Raw genomic sequence first — 14,309 nt, 5'->3', positions numbered from 1 at the left:
ATTTTATATTGCTATATCTTATTGCTTCCACTTATAATTAATCCATAGTATTCTAATAGGAAATGAGGGTTTTAAATGTTTCCAGTAAAAGAACCGGGTTCAAGTAAGCTTTCACTTTTAAAAATTCCAAGTGGTGAAGACTTTATTGTTGGTAGAATGTATGTTGCTGAGGGAGAAAATCTAAAAGCAACTATTTTATTACTACATGGTTTTCCAGGTGCACTATTGAATCTTGACATTGCTGCTAAATTACAAGCAAAGGGATGGAATGTCTTAGCTATTAATTACCGAGGATCTTGGGGAAGTCAGGGGAACTACTCATTTGGAAATGCGATAGAAGATGTACAAGCTGCATTGAAATATATTAAGCAACCTGATGTAGCAAAAGAAAATCGTATTGATGTACATCGCATTGGTCTAGTTGGTCATAGCTTTGGTGGTTTTTTAGCATTAAAAACTGCTTCACTTGATTCATCTATCAAAGTCATCGCCTCCTTATCGGGTGCAAACTTTTCATTATTTATTAATATGATCGAACAAAATCCATCTTTAGAAAGACAAATTTTAAATATGCTTGATAAAGCAGCATTTTTCTTACATGAATCTTCAGGGGAAAAATTATTACAAGAAGTTCGTGATCATGAAGATGAGTGGAATACGTTTTTATTTACACCAACATTAGTAGATAGAAAACTTTTAATTACTGCTGTCAGCCATGATGAGGAATTGCCAAAAGAGTATTTTCATGATCCACTCGAACAAATTCTTGAAAGTGCTGGGGCTGATTTCGAAACAGTGTTATTTGATTCCGACCATAATTACTTAGATAAAAGAGAAGAATTAATAAGTACTATACATGATTGGCTTCAAAAAAATCTATAAGAGATATAAAGTATTATCTTTAAAAGCCCCTCGGATAACCGAAGGGCTTTATTTTTATTTACTATGCTTTTTATTCGACTTTGAATTTTTATCGTGGTTTGTTGCATTATTATTGTTTTTCAGTTTAGAGTCAAATTCCTCAGAAAATTCAGCTGTGTTATCTTCTGGATTATCTTGATGACTTGTCTTATTCGTATGCAAATGTTTATAAGTTTCAAAAGGATTATGATTTCTAACATTTAACGTTCTTCGATTGTTTTTGTTGCCCATGGTTCAATCACCTCCTAGAGTAATTTTAATGTGCGTAAGAGGAGGTGATTTTATTCTATACGGTTGGCTTTACACAAAGTTGTAATGATTCGGTAAAAAACAAAAGTTTAGGCTATAAGGTCTAAATTCTTATATTAACCCAAAAGTAAATTTACAATTATGTGAATAACTGTTACATATTTTTGACATTGCTTATAAATATCTCAGTTTTCAAAATTTCTACTTTTGTTCAAGTTTTTAGAAGTTTAAGTCTACCTATTCCATGGATGTTAGGACCTTTAGTAGCTGTATTAATAAGTCAGTTTTTTATACGAAAAATCGAGTTAATTTGGCCAGTAGAATTTCGAAATTTTGGACTAGTTGTAGTTGGAATGGCAATAGGGCAAGCATTTCAATTTGAATATTTACTGGAATGGGCTGTATGATTGTCTTCATGTTTGTTCTAAATATATCTATAACAATGCAAATGGAGTTATTAAAATACTTGGACAAACATTTTATGTGGAATTAGATAATTTTCATCATAACAATATAGAGAAAGAGACTTATCGCTTGCAAAGAAAATTAGTAAAGTGACAGGTTACCGTGTAATGCAACCACCTGGAAATACCGGTTCTGGTGCTTCTGCAGATTGGTTTATAATGACCTATAAAATGCCTGGAATTACAGTAGAAATTACACCACAAATTAAAAAATCGTTCGTTCCATTAAAATATTGGGATGAGATATGGAAACGAAATAAAACTGTCGGATTAGTAGCTGCTGAAGAAGTATTAAATAGAAAACAATAAATCGTGTAATTTATTGAAAGTCAAAGTAAATTCTACTAATAAATCAATAAAGTTTCAAAATCTACTTGAAACTGTAGATTGTTGTATATCCCTAATCAATGTTATGATAGTAACATGTGCTATTTTGACGTATAGTGTCTTTTATTGAAGGGAATATGATAGATTATGCAAAATTATATCGATTTATGGGCAAAGACTGTTAAGACAGGAATTATTAAATCGAATTTAATTCCGATGATTGCTGCCTTAATGCTTGCTATATATACTTATGATTTAGACTTTGTAGAGAACATCCCGAATATAATCTTTGCATTTATTGGTAGTGCATTTATTATCGGTGCTGCAGGAGCATTTAATAATCTTTATGATCGTGATATTGACTTAATCATGCAGCGTACAAAGAATCGTCCAACTGTAACAGGTGAGTTAAGTACCAAAACCGTATTAACAGTGGCTATATTATTATTACTTGTTGGATTAATTCTACTTTCGTTGACAACTTGGTTAGCAGCGCTATTAGGATTACTAGGTGTCTTTTTTTATGTTGTCCCATATACGATGTGGACAAAAAGAAGAACAATTTGGAATACAGAAGTAGGGAGTATTTCTGGTGCAATACCTCCGTTAATTGGGTGGGCTGCAGTAGCTCCAGACATTTGGCATCCAGCAGCATGGGCGTTATTCTTTATCATGGTAATTTGGCAAATGCCACATTTTTATGCAATTGCCATTCGTAAAAAAGATGACTATTCAGCGGCGGGAATTCCCATGCTACCGGTAGTAAAAGGAATACGAAGAACATATATTCAAACGAATGTTTATTTAGTTATTTTAACGTTAACAAGTTTCTTATTTGTTCCAATTAGTTGGGGCTTAACGCTTGTTTCCTTAATTTTAGCAATTATTTGGTTATGGTTAAGCTTCGTAGGTTACCACAGAATGGAAGGGAAAACATGGTCAACAAAGATGTTTGTGTATTCCTTACTGTTTATGACCATTGAATTTGCAACAGTTATTATTTATTCAATTGTAGCCATTATTTTTAGTTAGATTATTAGAGTATAATACGTGAAAGCGTTTTATACTCTTTTTTTTTGCTAAAGGAGGAGGGGGGAAATCAAATAAGTGAAGGCGATAACTGACAGATTAGTCAAAAAAATATAATAAAAGATAGTCGTTAGTTTCAGTATTGTAACAGTTAGTTTGAAGGATTTTATGGAGCGATGCGTATTTTTACGCTTTAATTACGAATTTTACGGTTTTTAGATTTGTGTTATAGAACAATATATTTCGAAAATGTGAACAAGAATGTGATAAAAATGTGACATGTATATAATTTGTATACAAAGTGTACTTCATTGGTGGTAAACTAAAGTCATCATAAAGCGAACAAAAGTTTCTTATGATAAATCGCTCTTTAGTAAAAGTGATTAGTTAGCTCATATCAACCTTTGTAAAGCTTGTTCGACAAGATATATAACCTCCCCTATAATTATATATTGCTTTAAAAAAGGTTAGTCAAAAAGTCGTCCTTGGATATCCAGGGACGACTTTTTCCTATTGATCGCAATAATTAAATTATAAATCTAAATTTGAAACTTCATGTAAGTAATCTCCAAGTACGCGTAGACCTTTATCGAAGTTTTCTAAATGGAAATGTTCATTTGGCGCATGGAAGTTCTCACTATTGAGTCCGAATCCCATTAATACTACAGGTAGCTGTAATATTTGATCGAATGAGGCAACGATCGGAATCGAACCTCCTCCTCGAGTAAATGCAGTTGGGACATTATAAACTTTTTCATAAGAGCGTCCTGCTGCTTGAATAACCGGATGATCAAAAGGTGTAAGATAAGGAGCACCTTTATCAAATTCAGAAACCGTAATTTCAACACCTGCAGGTTTATGTTGTTCAATATGTTTACGAAGTAATGCAACGATTTCTTCAGGATCTTGGTTAGGAACTAGACGGCAAGTAATTTTAGCTCCGGCTTCTGCAGGTAGTACAGTTTTTATCCCTTCACCTGAAAATCCACCATAAACACCATTAATCTCTAAAGTAGGACGAGCCCAAGTTCGCTCTAAGTATGAGAAACCTGCTTCTCCAAATAATTCATTAACACCAATTTCTTCTTTTAATGCTTCTTCATCAAAGTTTAAATCTTTATAAGCTTGGCGTTCTTCATCAGAAAGAGGGATCACTTGATCATAAAATCCTTCAACTAAAATTTTGCCATCTTCATTTCTGAAAGAAGCTAATATTTCTGCTAAAGCATGAATTGCGTTTTGTACACCGCCACCATAAAGACCTGAATGTAGGTCACCTTTTGCACCACGAACGTCAATTTGTACGCCAGTTAAGCCACGTAAACCATAACAAACTGCTGGTTTTCCAGGTGCGTATAAACCAGTATCAGAAATTAAGATTAAATCTGCGGCAAGCTTTTCTTTATTTGCTTCAACATATGCAGGTAGGTTAGGGCTACCAATTTCTTCTTCACCTTCGTAGATAAATTTCACATTCACAGGAAGGGTACCTTCTGTTGCAAAAAGTGCTTCAATCATTTTTAAGTGCATGAACACTTGTCCTTTATCATCTGAAGAACCACGAGCAAATAACTTATTATCTCTTATTTCAGGATTGAAAGGTTCTGAATCCCAAAGGTTTAGTGGGTCCACTGGTTGCACATCATAGTGCCCGTAAAATAAAATCGTTGGTTTTCCTTCTGCATGTAGCCATTCACCATAAACAACAGGATGACCCTTTGTTTCATCGATTGATACGTTTTCAATTGATAATTTCTTAAGAGCTTCTGCTAACCAGTTTGCAGCTTTTAACATATCTGGTTTATGCTCCGATAATGCACTGATACTAGGGATTCGTAAAAACTCTTTCAATTCTTCTAAATGTTTCTCACGATTTTGTGAAAAATATTGATCTAACGTTTCTAAATGACTCATCATATATCCCTCATTTCCAATATTTCCATAAGTAAAAACAGTATAACAGATTCACCATTTAAATGGGTGGATGGTACTCAGAAATTGTATATTATTCGGAGTTTTCAGTTTATTTGTAACATTAATTTCCTCTTCGAAATAGAAATCTTACATCAATGTAATGGAAATGAAAGCTAATGCGATGGGTTGTAATACAAATATTTGGCAAAATAGAAACTGTAGAAAGGTATATAACTTATGTCTTTTTAAAATGGAGGTAAAACAAATGACTAATCAATTAGCTGGGGTATATGAAGAATATAACCGATATATATATCATTTATGTTTAAAATTAACACGTAACACTTTAGAAGCTGAAGATTTAATGCAAGAAGTTTGGGTGAAAGTTGTTCGCAATGAAGAACAAGTTTCCCAAGTCGAACATGTAAAAGCATGGCTTACAACTATTACTATGAATACTTTCCGTGATCGCTATCGCAAAAATGTTCGTCGTAGTAAGTACGTAATGTATCAACCTGAAACATTAGACGTTCCAATATTAGATTTGGTTCCTAATAATGAATTATCAACTGAAGAACAAGTTGAAAAAGTTGCTGTGACGAAAATAGTTCAAGAAAAAATGAAAATGCTTGATGGAATTTATCAAAAAACACTTTGGTATTTCTACGTGGACCAATATTCATTAGTTGAAATTTCAAATCTAATGAAAGTATCTATTGGAACAGTAAAATCACGTTTATTCCGTGCGAAAGCAAGACTAAAAGAAATTTTATTAGCAGATGATGCTGTTGTTGACGGTGTATTAACTGCATAATTGTAATATGAAAGAATTGTTCTTTATGGAGCAATTCTTTTTTTATTTTCATTTGTGATATGAGGGGAGTCAGTACAATAAAATAGCACCTTAATAAAAGGTGCCATCTTATTTACTATTCAATTTTTCAAAAATCTTCTGTAATGTTGAGATTTCTTCATTTGTAAGCATTCCAAACATGGAGTTTACCATCTCTTTTACTTGAGATCTTGATTCTTCAAGAATTTTTTTACCTTCTGCTGTGATGGCAACTTGGGAAGAACGTCTGTCTGCATTGTTTTGCGTTTTTTCGATAAAACCGCTGTTAATAAGTTTGGTTGTTAAAACGGTAACGCCTCCTGTTGTAACATTCAGACGTTCAGCAATAACAGATGGACGCTTTGGGCCTTCCTTAGCCAGTAACTCTAATAGTAATATATGAGATTTAGAAAAGCCTAACTGATTTTTTTGGTTCCATTCGTTTGCCCATTTTCGCTCTAATGAAGAGACTACTTCAAAAAGAGAAGAGAGACGTTCAAATCTCTGATTATCCATTCTGCGCGAGCCTCCATCTATTGGATTAGCCTTGTAAAAGAAGTATGAAACTCTTTTACAAGGCTTAACCATTCGTTACATTTGACTAGCAAGCTTTTGCATAGCAACTAATTCATAAGCACGCACTTTACGTGGAATAAAGCGGCGAATGTCCATTTCATTATAGCCAACTTGGATTCGTTTTTCATCCAACAAAATGGGACTACGTAACATACGGGGATGTTTTTGAATTAGGTCATATAGCTCCTGAATTGAAAGCTGGTCAATATCAATATTAAGATTTTTAAAATCGTTTGAATTCGTTGCAATAATTTCGTCTGTACCATCTTCAGTCATGCGTAAAATATTTTTAAATTCGTTTAAGGATAGTGGTTGAGAAGTAATTCTTTTCTCAACAAAATCAATTTGGTTTTCTTTTAACCATTTAATTGCTTTACGTGATGATGAACAGCTTGATTGTGTGTAAATAGTAACTGTCATTGTAACTCCTCGCTTTCATAAATTTATAAAAGCTTACCAGTAAAATAAATATATTATATAAATATCTTACTGGTAAGATAAATGTAAGTCAATAGTTTTCACGAAATATACATAATTTACTTCATACTATTTTTATAACCTTTTCTATAAGAATATATACGATTCGTTTTAAAAAAAGTTTCAAAAATTAGTAAAAAGTTAGCAATTTGTGTCTGATTTATACCAGAGTGTAAGAATAATAGATAAATTCAACAAAAAAACCGCAGTAGGCAATTAAATTGCACTACTACGGTCCGAATCATTTTATTTTAAATCTGTTTTTCCAGTCGTGAACCAATCTTGAACATTCCACACTTTTGTAGCTAGACCTTCATAAAATTCAGGTTCGTGTGATACTAACACGATTGTACCTTTATATTCTTGCATTGCACGTTTCAGTTCAGACTTAGCATCAACATCCAAGTGGTTCGTAGGTTCGTCAAATACAAGCCAGTTGGATTCTTCCATCATTAGTTTACATAGACGGACCTTTGCTTGCTCTCCACCTGATAATGAATTTAATGGGCGAGAGATGTGTTCGTTTTTCAAACCAGCACGGGCTAGGGCAGCACGAACTTGGTGTTGGTCCATGCTAGGGAATGCGTTCCATACATCATCGATTGGCGTAATGTTGCCGGCTTTTACTTCTTGTTCAAAGTATGAAGGAATAAGGAAATCACCTCTACCAACTTTTCCTCCTAATGCGTCAATTTTGCCTAACATCGTTTTTAATAATGTAGACTTACCGACACCGTTCATCCCGATTAACGCTATTTTTTCTCCACGTTCAATCGTGAAAGAAAGAGGTGGTAATAGAGGTTTTGATGGATCATAACCAATTAGTAAATTATCAGCTTCTACTACGAATCGGCTAGATGCTCTTGCTTCTTTAAATCCAAACTCAGGCTTAACTGCTGTTTCTGGACGATCAATTCGTTCTAATCGTTCTAATTGTTTCGCGCGTGATTTTGCACGACCTGTTGTTGAATAACGTGCTTTGTTTTTTGCGATGAATTCCTCTTGTTTTTTAATAAACTCTTGTTGCTTTTCGTACGCATCAATATGTTGACGTTTATTAATCTCAGCTAATTCTAAAAACTTTTCATAAGTTGCAGTATAGCGAGTCATTTTTGCAAACTCTAAATGGAAAATTACATCAACGACATCATTCATAAATTCCGTATCATGCGAAATTAATAAAAATGCATGAGGATAGTTTTTCAAGTAGTTTGAAAGCCAAGTAATGTGTTCTTCATCTAAATAGTTCGTAGGCTCATCTAGTAATAACACTTTCGGTTTTTCTAGTAATAATTTAGCTAGAAGTACTTTCGTACGTTGACCACCCGATAGTGCCGCAACATCACGTTCAAGGCCAATTGCGTCTAAACCTAACCCGCGAGCAACTTCTTCAATTTTAATATCTAATGTATAAAAATCCCCAGCATCTAAAGCATCTTGTATGTCAGCCATTTGTTCTAATAATGTTTCCAACTCTTCTGGTGTTGCTTCTCCCATTTTAGAAGTGATTTCATTTAATTCTTCTTCTTTTTTATATAGGGGAAGGAAAGCATCACGTAAAACATCGCGCATTGAGCGACCAGCAGTTAGTACAGTGTGTTGATCTAAATAACCATAATGAGTACCTGGTAACCATTCAACTTTCCCTGTGTCATGAATCGATTGACCTGTAATGATTCTCATTAAAGTAGATTTCCCAACACCATTTGCACCAACTAATCCAATATGATCGCCTTCAACAAGACGAAATGAAACATCTTTAAATAGGGTACGATCCCCAAAGGAATGGCCTAAGTTTTCAACTGTTAATATTGCCATATCTAGTTCCTCCAAAATTTAGTATATATCTCAAAATTGATTAATTTTTAATAAAGTCCATAAAAAAACGCGGGTTATGACAACGCCGCGAGCTGTTTATTCAGTTCAGCAAGTTGCTTTTCCATTTTTTCAAGGCGCTCTTGTGCTTGTGCAACAGAACCAGCATGACCTGTTTGTTCAAGCTTTTCCATATCACCTTGTAAATTGATGTAGTCCATTTTCAATTCAGCAATTTGTTGTTCTAGTTCTTTTTTAGTAAGCATTTGGACTGCTCCTTTTATCAAATTCCACTAATTCATTTCCACGAAAAATTCTCATCCATCATTGTAACATAGGAGGGGAGGGGATTTCATTAGTCAAATTCTTCTTGCTGATTGTTTGATTCAAATAATTTATATTATAAAAGCTCTGTATGAGGATTTTCTCACACAGAGCTTAAAGTTTGATGTTATTAGATTCATCAGATAATCGGTTGAGATAAAATAAAAGATTATAATGACACCATATTATGACGTTCATAAGCGAAGTCTAATAACAGACTTTTTAATACTTCATTATTTTCAATGATTTCTAGTTCTAATTGTTTTCGTACTGCACGCTCTCTTCTTGCCTCATGCAATAGCAATTCCATTACAGCATTTTGTATATTAGATTGCTTCATTTTTCTACCTAAACCTAAATGAATGAAACCATGATGCTCTCTTGGGAAAGCATTGTTCAATTCTACTTCATTTTGAGCGGCTGTGATACAAGGAACACCTACAGCTGCAACTTTGTAAGGGGTGTAACTTGCATTACAAATGACAATATCCGCTTCTGTTAATGACTGTTCAAGTGCTCTTTCATGTTTGAAGATTTTTGTATTTCGACGAGTTAGCACCATCATTTGTAAATCTTCAACGGAATGTTTATATTCACGATCGATAGCAACCGTTATTTTTAACGGAATGTTTAATTGAGTTAAATGACGTAATGTTCTATAAGTTAAATTGTTTTCATCCCCATCTTCATAAGCTACGACGATATGAGGGGGACTAGACAGTTCGTTTGAAGCACGAGACTCTGCGATTTGGCGAATTGTATCTGTAATTGCAAATGCATAAGGTCCTGCAAGTATATTCTGAGCAGCATTTTCCTTCGTTTCTTCAAATAGAGCAACGATATTGCAATCAGCAAACTGTGCACCATCACCAAAGTCATCAAAATGTACGAGTGTCTTACAATAAGGTTTTAATTGCTCAACATGCTCGATTAAAGTATCTTTTCCATCTTGAACAATCAAATCAGGTTGAAGATTGCGAATATGCTTCGTTAATTCATTATAGTGATTAAATAATATAGGCGAAATTTGCTCATTTGCAAAAATTTGAACTGCTTCGTTACTAGCTGATTTTAAGAATATCCAAATGGATTCTTCTTTTTCTAATAATTTTGCCATTGTTGCAACTCGTTCAAGAGGATAAAGACCTTTCGTTTGGCTATGTTCTACAATAAAAGCAATTTTCTTTTTTTCTTTTATACTCACTAATTCATTGTTCAAGAGAATCCCATCCTTTCCAATCCATACTAAGTTATGGTTAAAAACGCTAGAGTATGAGTAGAAAATAGTAAATTATCAAAATAGATTAGTATTAGATTTAAAAAAATGTATGCGATTACTCAGGAAAAAATGAAAAATATAAGTGATATCAATGAAAAATTCCATCTTAACCATATCTACAAAATTGGAAGAGTCATTCTAATAGTGGAAACAAGTTCATGCAATGAATAGAATCGTGGGAAAAGGCTATTTCAATCTGAATACGATATTCATACATTAAACCGACATGTTGAAAAAGGTTATATGATTCGTAAAACTGTTCTAACCGAACAATATACATTTGAACAATTTGAAGAAGATAATATACATGAAACAATTCAACTATTTTCAGTAGATACTGAAAATAATATCCACTTTTTTACCAATGGAAATAAGAATTTTATTGAAGCAGGCTCAACTATCGTTAGTCTAACATCACCAGCACAAAAAATTGATAAGGCAATAGAGAAGGCAAGTAACACAAAATCTCAGACAAAAGACTGAATTATTTTTCTAATCAAATCTGTTTCCTATGACTCTCTTGTTGCATCTGTTAAAATAACAAAATGGAATAGAAGAGATGATGGAGGATATGCAACATGAAGATTCTACTTGTAGATGGCACAGTATTTGGTACGAAAACAGGTGCAACACTACGACAAGTCGAACAATATATAAAAGAATATGATCATGAACTACAACTTGAAATATTATACTTTTCAAAATTGAAGCACCAGATATTAGATGGATCTCCACTTAATGAAGATATGCAAATGATGATTCAAAAAATAGAAGAGGCGGATGGATATGTTTTTGCAACGCCAATTTACCAAGCATCCATTCCTGGTGTACTAAAGAATGCACTAGATATGATATCACCTAAAGCAATGCGTTATAAACCTGCATCCATTGTGGCGACAGGTGGCACATATCAGCATCATCTAGTTGTAGAAAACCAATTCAAACCAATACTTGATTATTTCCGCAGTTTAGTTACGCCAAATTATGTTTATTTGCATACATCTCATTTTGATGAGAATGATCAAATTATTGATGAAGATATTCAAAATCGACTACGGGAATTAGCGAGAGTATTCGTTCAATATTGCAAACTTAGTAATACGTTACCAAAACAACCTGTTGATAATCATTAATTTATAGAGCATGCACAATTGTGTGGTGCTCTTTTTTTATCTGTAAATATGATTTAGCTTTCTGGTGTGCCCATTCCCAGACATACTGCATAGTATAGAAAGAGAAACAGGGGGTGTTTGAAATGGGATTGTTTATCAACAAAAAACAGCACCCAGAAGTGTATAAAAACAAAGGGGCATTAATTGAGCCAAATCAAGTTGAATATTGTATTAATGCATTTACTGAATTTGTGAAAGATCAAAAAGCCTCTAATAAGAACATAAAAAAGGCAATCGAAGATATAAATAAAAATCAGGATAAATATCAGCTGCAACAAAATAGGCAATGGAGAGAATTGGAGCATAGAGTGTTAGAACTAAAACGCCTCCATCAACAACACGAAAAAGTGGAGAAACAATTTGTATCATGGTTACAAAGGCTAGAAAATAAACAAGATGGTCTGCAAGAAATGATTCAAGTTGATCAACAACAAAATAAAGAAGTGCTTACGCAACTCCAAAACTTGTCTACATCGCAACGAGAATTATTTAACCAATTGAGTCGATTAGATGAAGCAAAAATGCTGATTAATCAACAATTAGAATTAATCACTTCTTTTAGAAATGAAGTAATAGATCAGATGCAGCATGTTAATGTTTCAAATGATCTAATATTAACTAGGATTGATGAACAAATAGTCCTGCAAAATGAAATAGCTGATAAAGTGACAAAACTTGAAGAGACTCAACAAGAAGTAGTGAACAGAGTTGATGGTCAAGAAGGGATTATTGATAAGATTGTTCACCAGATCGATCATGTGCGGTTTATTTTGTTTGAGCGTACGAATTTTTTAGAAGAGAGAATGGAGAAACTATATCAACAGGCCGTATCGTACTTTCAAAAACTTAAAAATACGATCAAACAACCCGCAACAGTCGAAGTAAGCAGTATTGAACATGAGGAAAATAAAGAATTATAACCCTTTAAACCGTTGCAATGGTTTAAAGGGTTTTTGTTTTAGTTAGTAGAGTTGAAACGGGGATTTTATGAACATGTCGCAGGGGGAAGTTCTGTAAAATGTCTCAAAGCTGGCGAATTCGAGACATTTGGGAGAGGAGATTATGCGATACGTGCGGGTTTCGCCGGTTTATGTGCGAGTTTTCCCACGATATGTGCGGGTTTCGTGAATTTATGTGCGACTTGGGTCACTAGCTGAAATATCTCCATGCCGATGAATATGAGACATTTTGGGAAGGGAACGCAGGTGAAATGTCTCAAAACCGGAAGAAATGAGACATTTTGGCCAAGAATCCCCAGTGAAATGTCTCAAAACCGGAAGAAATGAGACATTTTGGTCAAGAATCCCCAGTGAAATGTCTCGAAACTGGGGGAAATGAGACATTTTGGTCAAGAATCCCCAGTGAAATGTCTCAGAACCGAAGGAAATGAGACATTTCGTCAAGGGAACCACAAACAAAAGTCTCAAAACCAGCGAAAACGAGACATTTTGCCTTAGTCCCCCACAAAATATCCCAAAACAGAAAACAAGAGGCAATCTAGGCCAGAAATCTAACCTAAATCGCCTCACATTCTTTATTAACTAGTTAACTTGCTATCTCTTCCTCAGCCTTAGGAGTAACTAGTGCATAACGCTCCCATTTTCGACTCTTCCATCTAAAGAACACGATGATTGCGCGGCACCATTCATCTGCTGCAATCGCTAGCCAAACACCAACTAATCCCATATCAAAGACGAAGACAAGTAAATAGCCAAGAGGTAAGCTCATACAAATCATTGAAAAAAATCCGATTATTACAGGGAAACGGGCATCTCCTGTAGCACGAAGCGTATTGATAATCGTGATGTTCATCGTACGTCCAGTTTCAAGCAAAATACTTAATAAAAGGACTGAAACACCTATTTCAATAACCTTAGGATTATCAGTAAATACATCCATTAACGGCTCTCTAAACACCATTACAATGGCTACCATTACAAGGGTAAATATCATGGCAGCACGAACACTTGCCATAAGCTGTTTATATGCGGCATCTTGATTGCCTGCACCTACATAACGGCCGACAATAATGGCAGTCCCCATACCGATAGCCATCGCAAATAAGTAAGTAAACATTGAAATGTTTACGGCATATTGTCGAGCAGCAATGTATTCCGCTCCTAAATAAGTTACATAATATAAGAACACTATTTGACAGATTTGATACAAAATTTGTTCCAATGCACTTGGAATACCAATGGATAAAATTTTTCGTACATAATCTTTCGAGAAAGTAAAGAAAGTGCGGAGCTTCACCTTCACTTCTAACACTTGATAGAATAGCCACATAAAGACAAATACTGCAAGGAAGCGACTAATTACAGTTGAAATTGCCGCACCTTGAACACCAAGTTCAGGAGCACCGAAATTACCGAATATTAAAATGTAGTTACCTACTACGTGAATAATGTTCATGCCAAGTGATACATACATTGTTTGTTTCGTCCATCCGTGAACACGGATTATTGCAGCAAGCGACGTCATGATGGCTTGTAAGAAAATACATCCCCCAACGATAATTAAATAGTGCCATGCATATTCAAGAACATCACCTTGCAAGTTCATCATCGTCATTAATTGATGTGACGATAATATAAACACAACTGAAATAATGAAACCAACACAAAGGTTAAGTGTAACCGCTAGTGCAGATATTTTTGTAGCTTCTAGAAATTGTCTAGATCCTAGATATTGGGATACGACAATGGAAGCCCCATTCCCTACAACCCCTAAAATCAAAATAGCAATTTGTATATACTGGTTGGCAGTTCCCACACCCGATACCGCATCGTCTGAAACCGATGCAAGCATGAATGTGTCCGCAACACCCATTAACATAAATAAGAAAATCTCTAAGAAAATTGGCCAAGTTAAAGAAAATAAACTTAGTTTTTCCTTAGGCTTTTGAATTGTATCTGACATGGTTTTCC

16 protein-coding genes are annotated in these 14,309 nt (G+C 34.3%); 8 read left to right on the top strand and 8 right to left on the bottom strand.

The window, feature by feature from the left end; all coding sequences use genetic code 11:
- Nucleotides 1-75: 75 nt before the first annotated feature.
- Nucleotides 76-882, top strand: a complete 807-nt coding sequence (locus tag ACOQFO_RS06405; RefSeq protein WP_421688865.1) for an alpha/beta hydrolase family protein — start codon at nt 76-78, stop codon at nt 880-882.
- A gap of 54 nt (nt 883-936) precedes the next feature.
- On the opposite strand, the gene ACOQFO_RS06400 is transcribed toward ACOQFO_RS06405, so the two are convergent.
- On the bottom strand, nt 937-1,152 hold the full coding sequence (locus ACOQFO_RS06400; protein WP_421688864.1) for a hypothetical protein: 216 nt from the start codon (nt 1,150-1,152) through the stop codon (nt 937-939).
- A gap of 266 nt (nt 1,153-1,418) precedes the next feature.
- Here ACOQFO_RS06400 and ACOQFO_RS06395 point away from each other — a divergent pair, with 266 nt between their 5' ends.
- From ACOQFO_RS06395 to cyoE, 3 genes are all read left to right on the top strand, one after another.
- The gene (locus ACOQFO_RS06395; RefSeq protein ID WP_421688902.1) at nt 1,419-1,577 is read left to right on the top strand and encodes an AbrB family transcriptional regulator; all 159 of its coding nucleotides are present in this window, start codon (nt 1,419-1,421) and stop codon (nt 1,575-1,577) included.
- 147 nt (nt 1,578-1,724) lie between these two features.
- A complete protein-coding gene (locus ACOQFO_RS06390) occupies nt 1,725-1,943 on the top strand; it encodes a hypothetical protein (RefSeq protein WP_421688863.1) in 219 nt (72 codons plus the stop codon).
- A gap of 165 nt (nt 1,944-2,108) precedes the next feature.
- Nucleotides 2,109-2,993: a heme o synthase gene (gene cyoE / locus ACOQFO_RS06385; RefSeq protein ID WP_421688862.1), complete on the top strand. Its 885-nt coding sequence runs from the start codon at nt 2,109-2,111 to the stop codon at nt 2,991-2,993.
- Nucleotides 2,994-3,521: 528 nt separating this feature from the next.
- Here the strand turns inward: cyoE and ACOQFO_RS06380 are convergent.
- Nucleotides 3,522-4,904 carry a dipeptidase gene (locus ACOQFO_RS06380; RefSeq protein ID WP_421688861.1) on the bottom strand — a complete coding sequence of 461 codons (1,383 nt, stop codon included), beginning with the start codon at nt 4,902-4,904 and terminating at the stop codon, nt 3,522-3,524.
- A 265-nt stretch (nt 4,905-5,169) separates the two neighbouring features.
- Here ACOQFO_RS06380 and ACOQFO_RS06375 point away from each other — a divergent pair, with 265 nt between their 5' ends.
- Nucleotides 5,170-5,718, top strand: a complete 549-nt coding sequence (locus tag ACOQFO_RS06375; protein WP_421688860.1) for an RNA polymerase sigma factor — start codon at nt 5,170-5,172, stop codon at nt 5,716-5,718.
- Nucleotides 5,719-5,826: 108 nt separating this feature from the next.
- Here the strand turns inward: ACOQFO_RS06375 and ACOQFO_RS06370 are convergent, their stop codons facing one another.
- The 5 genes from ACOQFO_RS06370 to ACOQFO_RS06350 form a co-directional block, all read right to left on the bottom strand.
- On the bottom strand, nt 5,827-6,252 hold the full coding sequence (locus ACOQFO_RS06370) for a MarR family winged helix-turn-helix transcriptional regulator (RefSeq protein ID WP_421688859.1): 426 nt from the start codon (nt 6,250-6,252) through the stop codon (nt 5,827-5,829).
- 75 nt (nt 6,253-6,327) lie between these two features.
- A complete protein-coding gene (gene spxA / locus ACOQFO_RS06365) occupies nt 6,328-6,732 on the bottom strand; it encodes a transcriptional regulator SpxA (RefSeq protein ID WP_421688858.1) in 405 nt (134 codons plus the stop codon).
- Between the two features lie 303 nt (nt 6,733-7,035).
- On the bottom strand, nt 7,036-8,607 hold the full coding sequence (locus ACOQFO_RS06360) for an ABC-F family ATP-binding cassette domain-containing protein (protein ID WP_421688857.1): 1,572 nt from the start codon (nt 8,605-8,607) through the stop codon (nt 7,036-7,038).
- Between the two features lie 74 nt (nt 8,608-8,681).
- A complete protein-coding gene (locus ACOQFO_RS06355; RefSeq protein ID WP_421688856.1) occupies nt 8,682-8,870 on the bottom strand; it encodes an SE1832 family protein in 189 nt (62 codons plus the stop codon).
- 227 nt (nt 8,871-9,097) lie between these two features.
- The gene (locus ACOQFO_RS06350) at nt 9,098-10,147 is read right to left on the bottom strand and encodes a PseG/SpsG family protein (RefSeq protein WP_421688855.1); all 1,050 of its coding nucleotides are present in this window, start codon (nt 10,145-10,147) and stop codon (nt 9,098-9,100) included.
- Nucleotides 10,148-10,450: 303 nt separating this feature from the next.
- Here ACOQFO_RS06350 and ACOQFO_RS06345 point away from each other — a divergent pair, with 303 nt between their 5' ends.
- The 3 genes from ACOQFO_RS06345 to ACOQFO_RS06335 all read left to right on the top strand — a co-directional run bounded on the left by ACOQFO_RS06345 (nt 10,451) and on the right by ACOQFO_RS06335 (nt 12,299).
- Entirely contained in the window at nt 10,451-10,690 is a 240-nt protein-coding gene (locus ACOQFO_RS06345; protein WP_421688854.1) for a hypothetical protein, read from the top strand.
- A gap of 95 nt (nt 10,691-10,785) precedes the next feature.
- The gene (locus ACOQFO_RS06340; RefSeq protein ID WP_421688853.1) at nt 10,786-11,340 is read left to right on the top strand and encodes an NADPH-dependent FMN reductase; all 555 of its coding nucleotides are present in this window, start codon (nt 10,786-10,788) and stop codon (nt 11,338-11,340) included.
- Between the two features lie 122 nt (nt 11,341-11,462).
- Nucleotides 11,463-12,299, top strand: a complete 837-nt coding sequence (locus tag ACOQFO_RS06335) for a hypothetical protein (protein WP_421688852.1) — start codon at nt 11,463-11,465, stop codon at nt 12,297-12,299.
- Nucleotides 12,300-12,924: 625 nt separating this feature from the next.
- Here the strand turns inward: ACOQFO_RS06335 and ACOQFO_RS06330 are convergent.
- Nucleotides 12,925-14,301 (bottom strand): MATE family efflux transporter, encoded by a 1,377-nt coding sequence (locus ACOQFO_RS06330; RefSeq protein ID WP_421688851.1) that lies wholly within the window; start codon nt 14,299-14,301, stop codon nt 12,925-12,927.
- Nucleotides 14,302-14,309: the final 8 nt, after the last annotated feature.

The organism is Ureibacillus sp. MALMAid1270 (assembly GCF_049202975.1).
GTDB lineage: Bacteria > Bacillota > Bacilli > Bacillales_A > Planococcaceae > Ureibacillus.
The sequence above is the reverse complement of the archived record's forward strand: the minus strand, read 5'-3'. Positions and strand labels throughout refer to the sequence as shown.